We start from the raw sequence: 19,053 nt of genomic DNA on the forward strand, positions 1-19,053 counted from the left end.
GGGGAATTCATGAAAACGGCCACGCTTGCATCCATCGCCTTGGCGATATCGATCTCTGCTGCCCATGCCCAGACGATTGGGGTTTCGATGTCCGATCTCGACAAATTCAGAACAGCACTTCTGAACGGCGTCGTCTCGCATGGGCAGACGATATCCGGCCTGAAGCTCGTCACCGAGAATGCCAAGGGCGACAACGAACTCCAGAAGCAACAGGTGCAGAAGCTCATTGCCGACAAGGTCGACGCTATCATCCTTGCCGTCTCCGATGGCGACCTCGGACCGCAAATGACCAAGATGGCGGCAGATGCCGGCATTCCGCTCATCTACATCAACAACGTTCCTTCCAACCTACTCGACCTGCCGGACAATCAGGTGGTGGTCGCCTCCAACGAGAAGGAGTCCGGAACGCTGGAGACCAAGCAGGTCTGCACGCTCCTTAAAGGTAAAGGCCGCGTCGTCGTGCTGATGGGCGAACCCTTCCACGCGGCCGCCCGCGCCCGCACCCAGGACATCTCCGACGTCATCGCCACCCCGGATTGCAAGGGTCTTCAGATCGTTGAGCGGCAGGCGGCCTATTGGTCGCGCGATTATGCCGACCAGCAAATGCAGGAATGGCTGTCGGCCGGCGTCAAGTTCGATGCGGTCATCGCCAATAATGACGAGATGGCGCTCGGCGCGATCCGCGCCATGAAGAAAGCGGGCATGCCGATGAAGGATGTCGTCGTCGCCGGTGTCGATGCGACCGACGATGCGCTGGCCGCGATGGTGGCGGGCGATCTCGACGTGACCATTCTCCAAAGCGCCGTCGGGCAGGGTGCTGCCGCTGTCGACGCTGCCGTCAAGCTGATTCGCAAAGAGAAGGTGCCGCGCGAAAACAACGTTCCCTTCGAACTCGTCACACCTGAGAACATTGCCACCTATCTGCCGAAGAGCCAGTGAGCATAAGAGGACTATGATGTTGCATTTCTGGAATAAATTCGGCATTCGCGCACAGATCACCTCCGGCTTCGTGCCGCTGATCCTGTTGATGAGCCTGCTCACGGTCAGCGCGATCTCGGGCATGAACGGGCTCGCCTCCATCTTCGCGTCCTATCGCGCCACGGCTGGTCAAAGTCTCGCCATCTCGGACTACAGCGGCCAGCTGAACGAGATTCAGATGTCGGCGGAAGCCTTCCGCTCCACGCCGACGCAAGATGTCGTCGACCGCTTCCGCGCCGGCGTAAAGGCGTTCGACGCCGACGACCCGCGTTTTGCCGGCAACAAGGACCTGCAGTCCGGCCTTGCGGCGATCCGCCAGGACATCGCCACCTATGGCAAGGCTTTCGAACAGATCGTCGCCCTGCAGACCAGGCGTGATGCCTTGATCTCCAAGGTTACCGAATTCGGCCCCTGGACCAGCATCGCGCTCAACGACGTCGTGCGCAGCGCCTGGCGCCAGAACGATGTGGCCCTGCTGCAGATGACGGCGGCGACGCTGGAGGCTTTGAACCGCAGCCTCTATTTCTCCGAACGCTTCGTGCACTCCGATGATTTTGCGGCCTATGACACGGCGCAGGCAGCACTGGCCGAAGCGGTCGAACTGAACGAAGCCGCCGCCAAGGCCGCGAAGAACGAGCTGCAGAAGAAGCGCCTGATGGGCGCCGGCCAGCTCATGCAGAATTACACCGCCCGTCTCGGCGACATGAAGGACGTGCTGCAGGCCTCGGGCAACATCCGCCAGACGCAGCTCAGCGTGCTCGCGCCGAAAATCTCAGGCGGCTTCAAGGATCTGCAGGCAACTGTTACTGGCGCGCAGAAGACCCTGGACGGTTCGGTAGACGCAACGGTTGCCTCCGCGACCAGCACGACGCTCGTCATCAGCGGTCTGCTGATCGTCATCGGCCTCGTCCTTTCCTATTTCGTCGGGCGGCTGATTTCCTCGGCAGTGCGCAAGATGGCCAAGTCCATGGAGCAGCTTGCCCGTGGTGAGGAAGGGATCGTGATCACGGGTGTCGAGCATCGCCACGAACTCGGCGCCATGGCCCGCTCGCTGAAGGTGTTCCAGGAAACGGGACGCGCCAAGTTGATCGCGGAAGCCAATGCCGAACGCGCCCGCCTGGCGGCCGAAGAAGAGCGGCTGCGCCAGGAGGCCGAGCGGCTCAGCGACGCGCAGGTGATGGAGCATGCCTTCCGGCAGATCTCTGTCGGGCTGGACGCACTCTCGAAGGGTGATCTCACCGTGCGCGTCGGCGAAGTCGACCATCGCTATGTCAGGATCCGGGACCATTTCAACAATTCGGTTGCGAGCCTCGAGCAAGTGGTCGATTCCGTCATTCGCGCGGTCGCCACCATCCGGTCCGGCCTTGCGGAAATCTCCACTGCGTCCAACGATCTCGCCCGCCGCACCGAGCAGCAGGCAGCTTCGCTGGAGGAAACCGTCGCCGCGCTCGGAGATGTGACCCGCGGTGTCAATGGAACGGCGGAGGGCGCAAGCCGCGCCCAGGGTGTTGTGGCAACCGCCCGAACCAACGCCGAAAAGGGCGGAGAGATCGTTGCCCGCGCCATCGATGCGATGACGGAAATTCAAAATTCGTCGTCGAAGATCGGCAACATCATCAGCGTCATCGACGAGATCGCCTTCCAGACCAACCTGCTGGCGCTGAATGCCGGCGTGGAAGCGGCGCGCGCCGGCGAGGCAGGCAAGGGCTTTGCCGTCGTCGCCCAGGAAGTCCGCGAACTCGCCCAGCGCTCCGCCAACGCGGCAAGGGAGATCAAGCAGCTGATCTCCACCTCGTCGGCGCAGGTCAAGACCGGCGTCCAGCTGGTGGGTGAATCGGGTCTCTCGCTCGAACAGATCGTTGAGCAGGTCACCGCCATGAATGCGACCGTGGCCGAGATCGCCGTTGCCGCCCGCGAGCAGGCGACGAGCCTGCGCGAGGTCTCGGCTGCCGGCGACCAGATGGACAAGGTGACGCAGCAGAACGCCGCGATGGTCGAAGAGACCACGGCGGCGGCCCAGAGCCTGACACATGAAACCGAAAGCCTTGCCGAACTGCTGCGGCGGTTCAAGACGGGCAGCGGCCGGGCATCGGAACATCGCCATTACGCGATGGCATCTTGATGTCCAACCTATCCTAACGAACGCCGCTGCCCGAAAGGGCGGCGGCGTCAGTGGCTTCCGGATACCGGACCGTGCGGCACACCGGCGATGCTCCTGCGGACATGGCGGACAGCGGTCCAGACGGCGAAGAGCACCAGTGGGATCGCGGCCAGCACGGCGAGCTTGATCGTATGCGGATCGACACCCAGTTCGGCAATGCTTTCGAGGCAGATCTTTGCCAGGCCGACGGTGTAATAGGTGATGGCGATGACGGAGAAGCCTTCGACCGCCTGCTGGATATGCACCTGGATGCGTGCCCGTTCTTCCATCGACGTCAGCAGCGACGCGTTCTGATCTTCGAGCTGAACCTGCACGGTGGTTCTGAGCAGGTCGCCGGCGAGACTGACGCGTTCGGCCAGTTCGTCGAGGCGCCGTTCTGCCGCATAGACCGAGCGGACGGCGGGTTGGAAGCGCCGATCAATGAACGTACCCAGCCTCTGCCTTTGCTCGACCCTCTCTTCTCGAAGTTCTGACAGCCTGCTTGCCACGATCTCGGCATAGGCTTTCGTCGCGCCGAAGCGGTGGCGGGCGAGGGCGGAGAAATTGAGCACATCGGAGGAGAGCCTGGTCACCTCGGACAGTAGCGCCTTGTCGACTTTGACAGCGCTTTGCATATGCGCGATCAAGAGATCGAGGCGCCGGTCAAAGGTTGAAAGCTTCGATACTGTCTCGCGCGCCATCGGCAGCGCAAGAAGCGCCATCATCCTATAGGTCTCGATCTCAAGGAAACGCCGGACCATGCGTCCGGTCCTGTAGGCGTTGAGGTTGCGGTTGAAGAACAGGAACTCGACGAAACCGCTTTCGCTCAGGCGGAAGTTCGAATGCACTTCCGCATCGCCGCCGCCAACCTGGGATGCGACATAGTCCAGCTTCGGTTTTTCGGGACGATTTCCGCCCGTCTCGTCGCGCACCAGCACCCGGACGGCGGCGGTCACCTTTCCGTCGATCTGGCGGCAGCAGGCCTGAAAGGCCTCCGGCGGATTGCTGCCGGGTTCGGCCGATGCCGGCACGACGAAGGTGAGGGTCAGGAACTCGGTATGAGCCTCCCATTTCAGCCGGCCGTCGCCGACGCGGCCGATACCGTGGTTGCCCTCGCCGGTCATGGTGACATCTTCCAATCCCGGCAGGGACTTGGGCAGCGAAGGAGGACCATTCTCGCCGACGATGGCGATGTGCCAGACATCGGTGTCGCCATCGAAATAAAGTGACGGGCGCGCATGGAGCTCGTTGTGAAGTTCCCTTCGCAGCGGATGCTCGGAGCCGAGTGGCATGAAAATGCACCTCAATGGGCTGGACTGTCGCCGATTTGCCGACGTTACTAAATTGAGCCTGAGCCGCCGCGCTGCGCAGGCCGACAACGCCTATAGCCTCTCCTGGACCCTGTGTCACGACCGCCTGACGGTCCTCTTGTCTATTAACACTGATGATGTGCCGCGTCGGCTTGGCTGGCTGTCAGAGCGAGCGCCGGACAAGGACGCTTCCGAGCAGTTGAGCGGCAGCGCCTGTCGACATCGCGGCGAGAAAGGCGGCTTCGCCTTCGCCCGAGAAGATCGTTCCGAGCGCCTTCCTTGCGGGAACGTAGCGTGGTTCATCGACAATTCGAAAACGATCGAACTGTCCGGTGTGGGCAAGGGCAAAAAACGATCAGCCACGGCCCGTTGCGAGGCCGTGGCTGATGCAGCGCGCAATCTGTGGGAGACAGGCGCGGCCGGTTACTTGTTGGCGGCGAGGGCCACGTTGACCTTGTCGACGTCGGCGCTCATCGCCTTGAACGTATCGTCGAGGGAAAGCTCGCCGACGATCAGCTGGCTCATCCGCTGGACGATGAGCTGATAGATGGCAGACGAACCCTTGAGCCGTTCCAGATCGCGGGCTGCCTTCGGGGCGCTGTCGCGACTTGCGAGGAAGACGGCCATGGCCTCCTTGGCGTTCTTGCTCTCGAGCTTGTACTGCGGGTCCTTGATGTCGGCGCCGGTCAGGATAACGTAGTTTTCGGCGATTTCACGCTGGACCTTTTCAGAGCCGAGGAACTCGATGAACGAGGCTACGGCCTGCGGGTACTTGGTGCGCTTGAAGCCGACGATCGCGGTGCCGCCGGGCATCGCATAGCAGCCGGCATCGCCGCAGGGTGCGCTGATCGCCGTCCAGTCAAAGGCGTCGCCGATCTTCTTCTGGAACGGATTGACCATCCAGTTGCCGGCGAGATAGGTCACGACATTGCCGTTGACGAACTCGTCACCCATGTTCTTGTACTGGGTTCCGCCGGCGGCACCCCACATTTCCTTGGGGAAAGAGCCGTCCTTCGTCCAGTTGTAGAGATCGGTGATGTAGCGCTTGGCGGCATCGTCGGGGAACGAGAACTTGCCGTCCTTGACGTAGTTCGAGCCGTAGGAGAAGGCAGCACCGGAGAAGCGATGGCCCGAGCGATCCATCGTGAAGGGGATCTGGGCGCCGGTCGCCTTGGCGACGCGCGCCGAGGCTTCGACGATGTCCTTCAGCGTGGCGGTGGGCTTCGGAAGCGGTTCGCTGGCCTGTTCGAAGAGCGTCTTGTTGACGAACGGCAGGTTGAAGGTCTGCGAGGCAACATAGCCGTTGATCGAGTTCGGATCGTTGACGCCGGGGAAGCGAAGCGTGTTCAGGCTGTCGCCGTGCAGCTTGGCGAAGCCGTCCGGATCCTTCATCAGCGGGCGCATGTCGAGATAGTAGGGCGCCAGTTGCCAGTCGGTGATCTTGGCAACGTCGGGACCTTCGCCGATCGCAAGCTGCACCGGCAGCTGCTTGGCGACGGCATCATAGCCCGACGAGACGAAATTCACCTTGATGTCGGGATGCGCCGTCTCGAATTCCTTGCTCAGCGCTTCCATCCGCTCGACATAAGCCTGGTCGTCGTCGGTGAAGAGAAAGGTGATTGTCTGGGTTTCCGCCATAGCCACGCTGGACCATGCGAAAGAAACGGTGGCCAGCGCCAGTGCGAAAGCCCCTGAAAGATAGGTTTTCATTTTCATCCTCCCATGAAAACATTTTCATCAATCGCGGCCTAAGCCATCGATAAGTGAATTTCATATACTTGACATTCGTTCCGTCAAGCTATTTTCTACGCGAATAGCGATGTTTTTGAGCAATTTTCAAAAATCACGCAGCTAAATGACCTAGTGAAAATATTTTCATAGGATTGCGGAGGAGGCGATCTGTGAAAACGGAAAGCATCAAGCAGCCGGGCGACATGGCGCCAGCATACAGCGTGGCCGAGGGGCAGACGGTAACGGCATGGGCCGTTTCCGGCCTCATTGCCAGCTATTTTCCCGGCGAGCCGGCCCCAGCCGAAGATCGCGTGAACTATCGTTTCATCAACGGTTTCGTCGATGTCGGCGACCTGCCTTGCCGCAAGGCCTTCTGGTCGACCATGGTGGGGCGGCCGCTGGCACCCGACACGTCCTGGCCGACCGAAAGCCTCTATCTTCCCGGCTCGAACCGCCGCGTCGAGTTCACCAGCTTCTGGCATGTGCCCACACATGTCAGGCGATGGCTGAAGGGCACGTTCAGGACGGACGCTCCGCGCACGCTCCATCTCGCGCTCAAGACCTGCGGCGGCGTTCGCATCTGGGTCAACGGGCAGGAGGAAGTGCGCTTCGAGCCCTTCAAGCGCAACGTCGAAAGCGCGACTGAGATAACGCTGCCGCTCGAAGCCGGCGACAACGAGATTGTCGTCCATACCGAAGATCTTGCCGAGCGTGACACGACCTGGTTCTTCGAGCTTGAAATGCTGGATGGCGAACCGCTCTCGGTGCTGCTGCCGGTGTCGCTCGACCAGGACGAGGTGCGCGAGCTGGAAGCCCTTTCGCGCGGCGTGCGCCCGGCCCGCGACGTCTTCGTCAACCAGCCGCTGGAAATCATCTTCGACACGGCGCCCGAGCGCGACCTGCCGGTGGAGATCAAGGTTGTCGGCCACGGCCATGAGCGGCCCATTCTCGCCCATTCGAAACTGACCCTGCATGCTCATCAGAGCCGTCTGATCGCCGAGGATATCTGCGGCATTGCGGACGGTTATCACGGCATCCATATGACGATCGGCTCCGGGCCGGGTTCGGTCACCCGCGTCATCGATGCCGCCTTCATGAGCAGCCTTTCGCCATTGCCGACCGAGGCACCGCTTTCCGCCCGCAAGCGGCAGGCGCTGGAATACAGCGCCCGCTTCGGCGCCAACCGCGCCGGGCGCCTGATCGCGATGATGGAAACCGGTCATGACGACCAGGAAAGCTTCGACCGCATCGTCGATGCGACGCTCGCCTCGATCGATGCGCGGGAGGATTGTTCGGACTTCATCATGGTGCCTCTCCTTTGGCTGCTCGGCGCCTATGGCGACCGGATGCCCAAGGCCACGGTCGATCGCATCCGTCGCTCCGTTCTCTCCTACCGCTACTGGGTGGACGAGCCGGGCAATGATGCGATGTGGTTCTGGAGCGAGAACCATGTGCTCTGCTTTCATACCAGCCAGTTGCTGGCCGGACTTCTGCTGCCCGACGAGCTGTTCTCGGCCTCGGGGCGGACGGGACGGCAGCAGGCGGAACTCGCCGTCGGGCGCCTCGGGCGCTGGTTCGACAGCGTCGAGGCCCATGGCCTGGCGGAATGGAATTCGGCCGCCTATTACCCGATCGATTTCATCGGCCTGCTTGCGCTGGAGCGCTGGGCCGAGAGCGAGATCGCCGATCGCGCCCGCGGCCAGATCGATCTCATCTTCCGCATGATCGCCCTTCACACGCTTGCCGGCGTTCCGGCCGGCTCGCAGGGCCGTGCCTACGACAAGGAGCTGCGCGCCGGCCCGCTGACCGAGCTTGCGCCCTTCGCCCAGGTCGCTTTCGACTCCGGCTGGCTCAACAACGGCGTGGCGGCATTGACGATGTTCTGTGCCGGCGGCTACGAGCCGCCCGCCGACCTGACCGAGCTTGCCCTCCTTCCCAGGGGCAGAAACGTCGAGGCGCGTTACAGCCAGGGGCTCGAGAGCGGAAAACTCGTGCTGTTCAAGAACGAGGCGGCGCAGCTTTCGACGGTCGTCGATCACAAGACCGGGCAGAAAGGCCACCAGCAGCATGTCCTCGACATCCGGCTGGCCGGCCATCCGATGGCGAGGTTGTGGGTCAATCATCCCGGCGAGGACGATCCCTGGGGCAATCAAAGACCATCCTATTGGGCCGGCAACGGCATCTTGCCGCGCGTCGCCCAGCATCGCGACGTCGCCCTCCTGATCGAGGACACAAGCGACGCACGCCATGCGTGGACGCATGCCTATATCGGCCGCGACGGCCTGGACGATCTCATCATCGAAGATAAGTGGCTGATCGCGCGATCGGGCCGGGGATTTTCCGCACTCTGGGCGTCGAACGGCCTGGAATTGATCACCGACGGCCCGACCGCCGGCCGCGAGGCGCGCTCCCACGGATCGCTTTGCGGCTGGGCGGCGATCGTCGGATGCGGCAACGGCGACGCCTTCAAGGCGTTCATCGAACGCCTATGCCAGACGACCGTTTCCTTCGACCCCAAGCTTCGGCGTCTCGCGCTGACGCCGCCGGGCGGCCCGGTGATTGGCCTGTCCTATGCCGACGGTCTTTCGATCGGCGGCGAGGCGAGGCCCTTCACCCACGATCAGCCGCACCCGATCCTCACTCACGATAGTGCAGCCTCCGGCGCCGGCACTGACGGGCCGTTCTACTCCTAAAACATAGGTTTTCCAGCATGAACACAACATCTGTCGATAACGCCGCCCTTCTGACGACGATCGATCGCGTGGCAACGGCTTTCAGCCGGCTCAGGGGCATCAAGGAAGGTCTCGTGACGGGAAATTCCGCCTCCGGAATCCAGTTCGACGAATGGGACTGGGAAGTCGGCGTCGGTCTTTACGGCTTCCTGCGCCGTGCCATTTCCACCAATGATCAAAAAGCGTTGCAGGAACTCGTTACCTGGTATGCCGGCCAGATCGAACGCGGCCTGCCGCCGCGCCAGATCAACAGCACGGCGCCGATGCTGCCGCTTGCAATCCTCGTTCAGCATGTCGACCGTCCCGATTTTCGCGCGCTCGTCGAGGACTGGGCCGAATGGCTCGTCAAGGAGTTGCCCAAGACCGAGGACGGCGGCTTTCAGCACGTCGTCAAGGAGCGCCTCAACGACGGCGAATTGTGGGACGATACGCTATTCATGGCCTGCCTGTTTCTTGCCCGGGCCGGCGTGCTCTGCGAGCGCAGCGAATGGATCGACGAGGCCGTCTATCAGTTCGTGATCCACACCCGCTACCTTTCCGACCCGGTCAGCGGGCTCTGGTATCACGGCTGGACGTTCAACGGCCGGCATAATTTCGCCAATGCCTTCTGGGCGCGCGGCAATGCCTGGATCACGGTTGCCATCCCCGAGCTCTTCGATCTTGTTCCGACGCTCGGCGAGAAAGACCGGCGTTTTCTTTCAAACGTCCTCGTCAGCCAGGTGCGCTCCCTGAAGGAATGCCAGCGGCCGGACGGGATGTTCACGACCCTTCTGGACGATCCGTCGTCGCCGCTGGAAACCTCGGCTACGGCAGGCATCGCCTACGGCATATTGCGCGCCATCGATGCCGGCATTCTCGACGAGAGCGACAAGGCTTATGCGGAGCGCGCGCTGGCGGCGGTGCTGGCGCAGATCGACGAGGAAGGTGTCGTGCACGGCGTCTCGGATGGCACGCCGATGGGTCATGACCTCGATTTCTACAGGCGCATCCCGAACGTGCCGACGCCTTACGGCCAGGCGCTGACCATGCTGCTGCTGACGGAAGTCCTCCTCGAGAACGGCCAGCGCCAATGAGCCCCGTGTCTCTTGTCGCGATCGAGCCGGCGGATGGCGACGATACGGTCCGCCTGCAGGCGGCCATCGATGGCCTGTCGGCTTCAGGCGGCGGACGCGTGGAACTCATGGCCGGCATCCATGTCTGCCGCGGGCTCCAGCTCCGATCCGGCATCGACCTTCATCTGGACGCCGGCGCGATCCTGCGTCCCGTTCCGGATTACGCGGCCTATGCGCAGACGACTGTTTCGGTGATCGCCGAAAAGTCGGACCGCGGCATGATCGTCGCCAAGGATGCGCGGCGGATCAGCCTGACGGGGGCGGGCCGCATCGAGGCCGGTTGCGACAGCTTTATCGTGGGAGACGACGAGACAGTCGGAACCTTCATTCCGGCCGAATTTCGTCCGCGCGTCGTGGTGTTTGAGGGCTGCGACGAGGTCGAGATCAGCTCCATCCACATTTGCCGCTCGCCGATGTGGACGCTGCACTTCGTCAACTGCACCGATGTCGCGGTCAGAAACGTGACCATCGACAACGACCGCCGCCTTCCCAACACCGACGGCATCGTGCTGGATGCCTGCCGCGGCGCCGTGATCGAGGACTGCACGATATCGACGGCCGACGACGGCGTATGCCTGAAGACGAGCATCGGCCCCGATCGTGTCGCCATCGGGCGATGCGAAAACATTCTCGTTCGTCGATGCTCCGTTCAGAGCCTCAGCTGTGCGCTGAAGATCGGCACGGAAACACATGGCGACGTCACCAATGTCGTGTTCGAGGATTGCAGCGTCTCATCCTCCAACAGGGCGCTCGGCATATTTTCCCGCGACGGCGGCCGGATATCGAACGTGAGGTTTTCCCGGATTGCGGTAGAGTGCCGCGAAACGCTCGATGGTTTCTGGGGCTCTGGGGAGGCGCTGACCGTCAATGTCGTCGACCGTGTCGCCGAACGCACGGCAGGCGCCATCGAAAACCTCATTGTCGAGGACATTAGCGGATACATGGAAGGGGCGATCACGGTCATTTCGACCTCATCGGCCGGCATCCGCAACGCATCGTTGGCGCGTATCGCCATAGACCAGCAGCCGGGGCAACTCGGCACGGCGCGGTCCTACGACCTGCGTCCGACGAACGCCGACCTTTCCCCGAAAGCCGATGGCGGCGGCCGCGCCAATGCCTGGACCCGTGGGTCGGACGGGCGGGTGATCGGTCTTCAGAACTATCCGGGAGGAATGCCGGCCGTCTACGTGGCTGATGTCACCGGGATGTTGATGGACGAGGTGCGGATCACAAGACCGACACCGCTGCCGCAAGGCTGGAACAAAAACGACGCCGTCTTCGAAACGGCGGCACCTGATGGGAGTGGGGCATGGCAGAACTGAAACTTTCCAACGTCAACAAATCGTATGGCTCGGTCAAAGTCCTGCATGACGTCGAACTCGATATCAAGGACGGCGAGTTCGTGGTCTTCGTCGGTCCGTCGGGATGCGGCAAGTCGACCCTCCTGCGTGTCATTGCCGGCCTCGAAGAGGTCACCTCGGGTGCCATCGCGATCGGGAGCCGCGACGTCAGCGCGCTCTCGCCGGCCGAACGCAAGATCGCCATGGTTTTCCAGTCCTACGCGCTCTATCCGCATATGAGCGTTCGCAAGAATCTCGCTTTCGGCCTGGAGAACCTGAAGTTCAAGCGTGCCGAGATCGAAGCGCGGATTGCCGAAGCCGCCAGGATGCTGGCGATCGAACCCTACCTGGACCGGCGCCCGAAGCAGTTATCGGGCGGCCAGCGCCAGCGCGTAGCGATCGGCCGGGCCATCGTGCGCGAACCGGATATTTTCCTCTTCGACGAGCCGCTGTCGAACCTCGATGCGGCGCTGCGCGTCCAGACCCGGGCCGAAATCACCAAGCTTCATCGCGAGATCAAGACGACGATGATCTATGTCACGCATGACCAGGTCGAGGCGATGACCATGGCCGACAAGATCGTCGTGCTGCGCGCCGGACGGGTCGAGCAGGTCGGAGCACCGCTGGACCTGTTCGACAGCCCGCACAATCTCTTCGTCGCCGGCTTCCTCGGTTCGCCGCGCATGAACATCATCAAGGGTAAGGTATCAGGCATCGGCGAGAGCGGCGTCGTCATCGATGTCGGCAATGGTGGCAGGGTTATCAGTGATGTCGATCCCGCCGGCATCGCGGTCGGACAGGCCGTTCTCGCCGGCATCCGGCCCGCACATTTTTCGCGTTCCAACGAGCAGGGCCTGCCGTTCGTCGTCCAGTATCACGAGGGTCTCGGCACCGAGACCTATGTCTACGGCAACCTTGCAGGCCACGACGAGCAGATCATCATTCACGAGGCCGGCCATTTCGCGCCGGCGCCTGGCGATCACATCCTGATCGATGCCGCACCGGGGCGGGTTCATCTGTTCGATCCCGAAAGCGGCCTGGCTTTTGCCCGACGGCCCGGACAGGGGAGGCGCTGAACATGGCGGCGCTCAACGCAGGTGCATTGCTGTCCCAGGCAGGCGAAACGACGATGCGGGTGGTCGAGGCCCCGATCAATGTGATCGAGCGCATCTTCGGCCGCAAACGCATGCCATGGCTGTTCCTGGCGCCGAACCTCGTTCTCTTCGCCATCTTTACCTTCCTGCCCATCGCCATCGCGGTCGGTTACGCCTTCACCGGCGGCACCAATCTTTTCGTCTCGGAGCGGCCCTTCGTCGGCTTGGACAATTTCCGCACGCTGCTTTCCTGCGGCAATTATCTGCAGCCGGGAACCTGCCAGGAATCGCTGTTCTGGACGGCTGTGTGGAACACGCTCTGGTTCGTGGCATTGAACGTCACCGCCACATTGCTGGTGGCGTTGATCACGGCGCTGATCCTCAATCGCGCGATTTTTGCGCGCGGCTTCTTCCGGGCGATGTTCTTCTATCCCGTCCTGCTGTCGCCCGTCGTCATCGGTCTCATCTGGAAATGGTTCCTCGATCGCAACGGGCTCCTGAATGCCTTCTTCCAGATGATCGGCGTTCCCCCTGAAATCTTCCTGCTCGACGTCGGCTGGTCGCGCTTCTTCGTCGTCGTGGTGTCGGTGTGGTTTCACATGGGCTTTTACACGCTGATCCTCTTGGCCGGCCTCCAGGCCATCCCCAAGGAGCTTTACGAGGCTGCCTCCATCGATGCGGCTTCGCCGCGCCGCACGCTGTTCAGGATCACGCTGCCGCTGCTGGCGCCGAACCTGCTCGTCGTCTTCATCCTTCTGATGATCAAGTCCGTGCAGATCTTCGACGAGGCCTGGGTTCTGACCAATGGCGGCGGCCCCGGCACGGCTAATAGCTTCATCGTCCAATATATCTACCAGATGGCATTCAGCAGCGATCTGCGTCTCTTCGGACTGGCCTCCGCCGCATCGGTTCTCATGGGATTGGTGCTTCTGGTTCTCACCCTCATACAGCTGCGCCTCGGCAAGCGGATGGAGTCCTGAGATGAACAGCTCTATGAACCCGATCCGCTTCATGACGCGCACGCGCCGGGCCGGACGCATCGACATCACCGATATTTTGTCATGGGTCTGGCTGATCGGCGGAACATTGGCGGTGCTCGTTCCCGTCGTCTGGGCCGGCCTCTCCTCGCTTAAGCCGGCGGCCGAAATCACCCGTTTTCCGCCGACCCTGCTGCCGCGCGCCGCCGTAGAGCAGACAGTGCCCGGCTTCGATAAACCGCTCAGTCTCTGGCAAGTCACCATCGACGGCCGCTCGCGCGAAATGGCCATGGTGCGGCGCATCGGCCTCAAGGCCCAGATGGTCGATCCTGCAAATCCGGGACAGCCGGTCAGCGTCGACGTGAAGGGGATCACCCCGGTGCAGCATCTGACCGTCGCCACCGAGAATTACACCGATCCGCTGACGCGCTTCAACTTCCTGACCTTCCTCAAGAATTCCGTGTTCGTCACCTTCGTGGCAACGCTGCTGACGCTGATCGTCAACGCCATGGCGGCCTTTGCGCTGTCGAAATACAAATTTCGCGGCGACACGACGGTTTTCGTCATCATCATCTCGACCCTGATGATCCCGCTCGCCGTCGTCATGGTCCCGGCCTATCTCGTCATCGTCGGGGTCGGTCTTGCCGACAATCTCTGGGGTGTGATCCTGCCGACGATCGCCTCTCCGACTGCCGTCTTCCTGCTGCGGCAATATATGCTGACCATACCGGACGAGCTGATCGAGGCGGCGCGCGTCGATGCGGCGAGCGAATTCTGCATCTTCTGGCGCATAATCCTGCCGCTGACGGCGCCGGCTCTCGCGGTGCTGGCGATCTTTTCGGTGCTCTGGCGATGGAACGATTTCCTCTGGCCGCTCATCGTCCTGAACAGCCGCGAGAATTTCACGCTGCAGGTCGGCTTGAATGCATTCCAGGGAGAGTTCTCGGTGCAGTGGCACTATATCCTGGCGATGACGTTCCTCAGCCTGCTGCCTGTCACCGTCGTCTTCCTGTTCCTGCAGAAGTACATCACCACGGGCATCGCCGGAACAGGCATGAAGTGAACGGCGAGGCGTGGAGATAGACCTCCCCGCAATCGCCGAATGACCCATACCACGTCTCCTCCCGGCTGAGCGCGTCGCATTGAACTTGGTTCATGCGGCGCGTTTCGGTTTTTGTCTTCGCGCATGGCTCCCAAAATCGTCGCCACATTTTGTGGGCGGAATGCGCCGCGGCGAGCGTAGCGCTTCCCACTGAGGCCGGCCGCCTCCGCGACCTGATGGGCGGCGGTTTTAGACTATGTTGACATCGATTTCAAAATGCTACGGCGTCCTGCAAATATCACAAAACGGTTTCGAAGAGCGGGATCAGGGCCGCGCCGATTGCACCGGGGGCATCGGTTATCTGTGCCACGGCAAGCCTGGGGACATCGCGTAAGACGCCATGCCGAGGCAGGTTGTTGAATTCTGTCCGTTCGATCAGCATTGTCGCGAGTGAATGCGGAAGCTCGCCGCCAAGGACGATCAATGCCGGATCAAATATTGCGCAGATCGCATTAATGGCTCGATTGTGCGCCGGCGTGACGCGGTCGACCCACTCCGTAACACCATCCCAGTCCATCAGCTTCTCGTTCTTCAGGTCTTTCAGGGTCAAGTTCAAGCGCCCCTTGGCGCGAAGATGTTCAAGCAGGACACCGAGTGCAGGGCGCTCCTCGTAGTCCTGACGCCCGAAGAGAACGGAGAATTCGCCGGCGTTACCGAACTTGCCGCGAAACGGCATGCCTCCGGAAACCAGGCCGCCGCCATAGCCATGAAGATGGGCGATATAGGCGAAATCCGCGACATCCCGGCCAACGCCGAAAATGGCTTCGGCCAAGGCTGCGGTCCTGCCGACATTGTCTGCCCAGACCGGCAGGCCAAGTTGCTCTCCAAGCAAAGGTGCCAGGTCGATCAACGACCAATGAGCGAGCGGCAAGGGGCAATTGAAGGCCGTCTCCAGCATGCGGTGGCCGGCGACGGCCAGGCCGACGCCGAGGACGTCACGCCGTTCGGCGCCCCGGCGGGCAAGCAGCTCTTCGACCGCCGCTTCGATCCGCTCCATTTCAGCGGATAACGAGGAGCCCGCCTGAGGGATTTCCATTTTTTCCAAAGGCTCGCCGAAACCCATGAGACAAAGGCCGATCGAACCGACATTCACGGAGATGCCCAGGGTTAAACACCATTCTTTGCGAAGGGTCAGCTCCGGGCTGGGCGGCCCCGGCCGCCGGGTTTCCGAATGGGAAAAGACAAGCATTCCTCGCTCATGAAGCCGCGCGACGATCCTGTGCAACGATTGCTGGGTGAGATCGAGCGGCTCTGTCAGGTCGGAACGCTCGATCCCCGGAGACTTCCAGATCAGCCGCAACAGGTCGCGTTCGTTGCGGGAGGCTACGCGCATTGGTTGCGCGTCTCGCAAAAAATGCGCGGCAACATGGTTTAACGGATCATACTTCATTTTCGGTTCGTTTTGATTTACACTGTGAGTGTGAACCACATTGGGAGGGCATTTTGCTTCTGTCAAACAGGGAATTCGATCCCCGGTTTGCCGGCCCTGCTTACTTCATCGAGGTTGGCCAAGCCAGCTGGAATGACGGCAATTCACGAAGGTGGAGGTGATCGTGCCCCAAGCCTTTGGAAGGCACGGTATCGGCGGCGCAGCGATTTCAAACGAGATGGAGCGCTTGAGGCGGTTAGCCGGTCGGGGTGTGGAAAGGGAAACAACCGAGTTGCAGATATCGTTGAGACCCGAAAATACGGCGCGCGCTCCCGAGCGTGAAGCATACGGGTTTGCGCCGACGCATCAAGGCACTGACTTCGAGTCGATGGTTCGAGCCTATTCTGCAGGTTACGGGGTCTTCGGCGCGAAGCCATTGAGCAACGACCGGGCCTTTGCCTGGGCAGCGGAGCTGAGAACAAGTGAGGCATTTACGGTGCTTCATTCGGTTTATCAGAGCTCCTGGACAATTCGGACACTCGATGAGACGCCGCAACACCTTGCGTTTTACATTCCGCACTCGGGATCCTTTCGGCTGTCCATTGGAAAAAAGGTGGTTGAAAGCGGGCCGGGTCATCTTCTCATGGCCAACAACCACGAGGCTGGCGATCGTTTCATCCAAGGCCCACACTGCTCGGATGCTCTCTTCCTGGACTGGAAAATTGTGAGGCGAATGCTTGTTTCACTGGTGGACACGCCGGTCTTCGAGTCGCTTGACCTCGAGCCCGTTGTGGATCTCGCAACACCGTCAGGTCAGCTTATCGGCAGCCTGGTGCAGACGATCGTGCAAGGCATGCGCAATGACGGTCCGCTTCTGTCTTCACCTCTTGCAGTGGCGGCGATGAGCGAAACGCTTGCTAACCTCGTGATCCGATTTGGCCGCCATCGTCTTTCCAGCCATTTGGAAAAACAGAAAGTGTCGTTGGTCGCGCCGTGGCATGTCCGACGTGCTATCGATTATATGCGCGCCAATATCGCAGAGCCGCTCACCATGGCGATGGTTGCGGATGATGTCGGGGTTTCACTTCGCGCGCTGCAAACCGGTTTCAGAGCCTTCCGGGGAACTTCACCGGGCGGCTACTTGCGCACGATCAGGCTGCAAGCAGCCCGCGACCAATTGCGGGATCCGATGAATCAGCGATCCGTCCGCGAAATCTGCGCGATGTGGGGTTTTTCTCATGCCGGCAGGTTCTCTATCATCTACCGCAGCGCCTTTGGTGAAAGCCCGCGCGATACGCGCCTGCGGGCCGAGCGCTTGCGCTAGAGCATGTCGTCCGAAAACCGCCTACACTTTTCGGCGTCATTCTCTAGGAGCGCGGCGGCGCGACACTGCCCCTCAGGACGAGATGGCATCCGAGTTCCAGGCGGTGGGCCGGCCGTTGCGGATCGTTGGCGATCAGTCGCTGTTCGATGAGCGCCAGCGCGGCAGCGCCGAGCCTGTCTGTGGGGACGCTGACCGTCGAAAGCGGCGGACGGCTGAATTCGCCGGGGACGATGTCGTCGAACCCCAGGACTGAAATCGCTTCCGGCACGCGGATGTCACGATCGGCCAATGCCTTCAGGCAGCCGAGCGCCAGATTGTCGGCCGCGCAGAAGACGGCAGTGGCGCCTTTCATCGTGGGATCGCGGTCGAGCAGTGCGTTGATGGCAGCCTCGCCGTGCCGGGGTTCATATCCCTCGGCCTCGACGATCATATTATCAGGCACCGGAAGCTGCGCGGCGAAATAGGCATCGGAAAAGCCGTCATACCGGCGCTGGATGGTCGTGCGGCCCTTCCAGGTCAGATGCAGAATGCGGCGATGACCGAGTGCCAGCAGGTGCTCGATGCCGAGCCTCGCCCCGAAGCGGTTTTCGGGCGTGACCGTATCGACCAGCATGGCGGGATCTTCGCCGTTGACGATGACGACCGGCATATCTGGGGAGGCGAGGCTTCGGATCAGTTCCGGCTGATCGTCGTTCAGGACCACGATGCCGTCGGCGCGCTCCGAAAGCGCGATCTGCCTGACCTGGGCGCCGTCGATGCGGCGGCCGGTGCTGACAAAGGGCACGATCCTGATGCCGCGGCGCTCGCACTCCCTGCGAAGACCGTTGAGGATCGTCCAGCTCACCAGGTTGAGGTCGCTCTCCGGAGCGGCATCGTCGGGAATGGCGAGAAGCAGAACACGCAAGGCCGCGATCGTCGCCTTCTTCCGCCGGCGGTCGAGGTAACCCAGGCGTTTGGCCGAATCCAGAACCCTCTCGCGCACCTCGATCGTCAGGGGCGCGGTTCCGTTCAGTGCGTGCGAGGCCGTGCTCAGCGATACGTCAGCATCGCGCGCGACATCCTTGAGATTGACTTTGCGTTCCACTTTTTCCGTCACGAATTGAGGCCGTACCTTCAAGGGCATGGCTAACTCGATGTTTTTACATAAAAACTTGAGAAAAGCTATGTGCCTGGCGCGGTATTTTTCGTCATTCGGCGATCAATGAGGTGCGACAAGCAGGCCGTTGAGCAGCAGGTCGAAATAGGCCCGCAGGAAGGCCTCCTTGTTGGGCGTGGGCACGCGGCGGTCGTCGAATATCAGCCGCAGAACTGTCGTCGTCAGGATGGGCGCGACCACGATTTCGGAGAATTCCACCGGAATTTCGCGAAACTCCCCCGAGGCCACACCCTCCAGAATGAGAGCGTCGACCTTGGCGATGATCGGCTCAATGAACTGATCGTGGTGGCGGTCGATCAGGTCGGGGAACCGGTGTCCTTCGGCAATGACGAGCCGCGTCAGCTCGCGGGTCGTGCGATCCTCGGCGATTTGTTCGTAGAGCAGGCCGAGAATGGAAATCAGCCGGTCGGTGGCGCTGCCGCTGAGGCCCTCCGTGATCCCCAGCAGCTCGTGAAACGGCACGGAGAAATGGTTGATCATGGCTTCGAAAAGCTTCTCCTTGGTCTCGAAGTAGACGTAGACCGTACCCTTGGTGACACCGACCCTGTCGGCAATGTCTTCGACGCGCGTGCCGGTGAAACCGCTTCTCACGAATTCCTCGAAGGCGGCATCCAGAATCTGGATTGGCCGCAGCGCCTTCTGTTCCGCCCGTGTGATCTTCTTCTGAGCTGCCATTTGCCTCGCCTCC

The 19,053-nt window shown here is 61.6% G+C and carries 14 protein-coding genes; 9 read left to right on the plus strand and 5 right to left on the minus strand.

All coding sequences use genetic code 11. The features are described 5' to 3' along the window. Positions 1-9 precede the first annotated feature (9 nt). Positions 10-939: a substrate-binding domain-containing protein gene (locus G9X68_RS19460; RefSeq protein ID WP_171603773.1), complete on the plus strand. Its 930-nt coding sequence runs from the start codon at positions 10-12 to the stop codon at positions 937-939. 16 nt (positions 940-955) lie between these two features. Beyond that, on the plus strand, positions 956-3,100 hold the full coding sequence (locus G9X68_RS19465; protein WP_171603774.1) for a methyl-accepting chemotaxis protein: 2,145 nt from the start codon (positions 956-958) through the stop codon (positions 3,098-3,100). 47 nt (positions 3,101-3,147) lie between these two features. On the opposite strand, the gene G9X68_RS19470 is transcribed toward G9X68_RS19465, so the two are convergent. Both G9X68_RS19470 and G9X68_RS19475 read right to left on the minus strand, forming a co-directional pair. Beyond that, the gene (locus G9X68_RS19470; RefSeq protein ID WP_171603775.1) at positions 3,148-4,410 is read right to left on the minus strand and encodes a DUF3422 domain-containing protein; all 1,263 of its coding nucleotides are present in this window, start codon (positions 4,408-4,410) and stop codon (positions 3,148-3,150) included. Between the two features lie 441 nt (positions 4,411-4,851). After that, positions 4,852-6,138, minus strand: a complete 1,287-nt coding sequence (locus G9X68_RS19475) for an ABC transporter substrate-binding protein (protein WP_171603776.1) — start codon at positions 6,136-6,138, stop codon at positions 4,852-4,854. Positions 6,139-6,329: 191 nt separating this feature from the next. Between G9X68_RS19475 and G9X68_RS19480 the strand changes: the two genes are divergently transcribed. Genes G9X68_RS19480 through G9X68_RS19505 form a run of 6 tightly spaced genes read left to right on the plus strand, consistent with a single transcriptional unit; the run spans position 6,330 to position 14,477 of the window. After that, positions 6,330-8,852, plus strand: coding sequence for a hypothetical protein (locus tag G9X68_RS19480; RefSeq protein ID WP_171603777.1), 2,523 nt, complete (start codon positions 6,330-6,332; stop codon positions 8,850-8,852). 17 nt (positions 8,853-8,869) lie between these two features. Then, positions 8,870-9,964, plus strand: coding sequence for a beta-galactosidase BglB (bglB, locus tag G9X68_RS19485; protein ID WP_171603778.1), 1,095 nt, complete (start codon positions 8,870-8,872; stop codon positions 9,962-9,964). Further along, positions 9,961-11,325, plus strand: a complete 1,365-nt coding sequence (gene pglB / locus G9X68_RS19490; protein WP_171603779.1) for a polygalacturonase PglB — start codon at positions 9,961-9,963, stop codon at positions 11,323-11,325. Before bglB ends, pglB begins: the two co-directional genes overlap by 4 nt. After that, complete coding sequence (locus G9X68_RS19495; RefSeq protein ID WP_171603780.1) at positions 11,313-12,419, plus strand: ABC transporter ATP-binding protein; 1,107 nt, start codon at positions 11,313-11,315, stop codon at positions 12,417-12,419. The genes pglB and G9X68_RS19495 overlap by 13 nt, the downstream gene beginning before the upstream one ends. A gap of 2 nt (positions 12,420-12,421) precedes the next feature. After that, on the plus strand, positions 12,422-13,417 hold the full coding sequence (locus G9X68_RS19500) for a carbohydrate ABC transporter permease (RefSeq protein WP_171603781.1): 996 nt from the start codon (positions 12,422-12,424) through the stop codon (positions 13,415-13,417). Positions 13,418-13,430: 13 nt separating this feature from the next. After that, complete coding sequence (locus tag G9X68_RS19505; protein ID WP_171603933.1) at positions 13,431-14,477, plus strand: carbohydrate ABC transporter permease; 1,047 nt, start codon at positions 13,431-13,433, stop codon at positions 14,475-14,477. 277 nt (positions 14,478-14,754) lie between these two features. On the opposite strand, the gene G9X68_RS19510 is transcribed toward G9X68_RS19505, so the two are convergent. After that, positions 14,755-15,906, minus strand: a complete 1,152-nt coding sequence (locus G9X68_RS19510; RefSeq protein WP_171603934.1) for an ROK family transcriptional regulator — start codon at positions 15,904-15,906, stop codon at positions 14,755-14,757. 283 nt (positions 15,907-16,189) lie between these two features. On the opposite strand from G9X68_RS19510, the gene G9X68_RS19515 reads away from it, so the two are divergent. Beyond that, complete coding sequence (locus tag G9X68_RS19515) at positions 16,190-17,209, plus strand: helix-turn-helix domain-containing protein (protein ID WP_206679800.1); 1,020 nt, start codon at positions 16,190-16,192, stop codon at positions 17,207-17,209. Positions 17,210-17,252: 43 nt separating this feature from the next. Here G9X68_RS19515 and G9X68_RS19520 read toward each other — a convergent pair whose 3' ends face one another. Next, positions 17,253-18,332, minus strand: coding sequence for a LacI family DNA-binding transcriptional regulator (locus tag G9X68_RS19520; protein ID WP_171603782.1), 1,080 nt, complete (start codon positions 18,330-18,332; stop codon positions 17,253-17,255). Between the two features lie 75 nt (positions 18,333-18,407). After that, a complete protein-coding gene (locus G9X68_RS19525) occupies positions 18,408-19,040 on the minus strand; it encodes a TetR/AcrR family transcriptional regulator (protein WP_171603783.1) in 633 nt (210 codons plus the stop codon). Between the last annotated feature and the right edge of the window lie 13 nt (positions 19,041-19,053).

This window comes from Rhizobium changzhiense, assembly GCF_013087625.1.
GTDB lineage: Bacteria > Pseudomonadota > Alphaproteobacteria > Rhizobiales > Rhizobiaceae > Rhizobium > Rhizobium sophorae.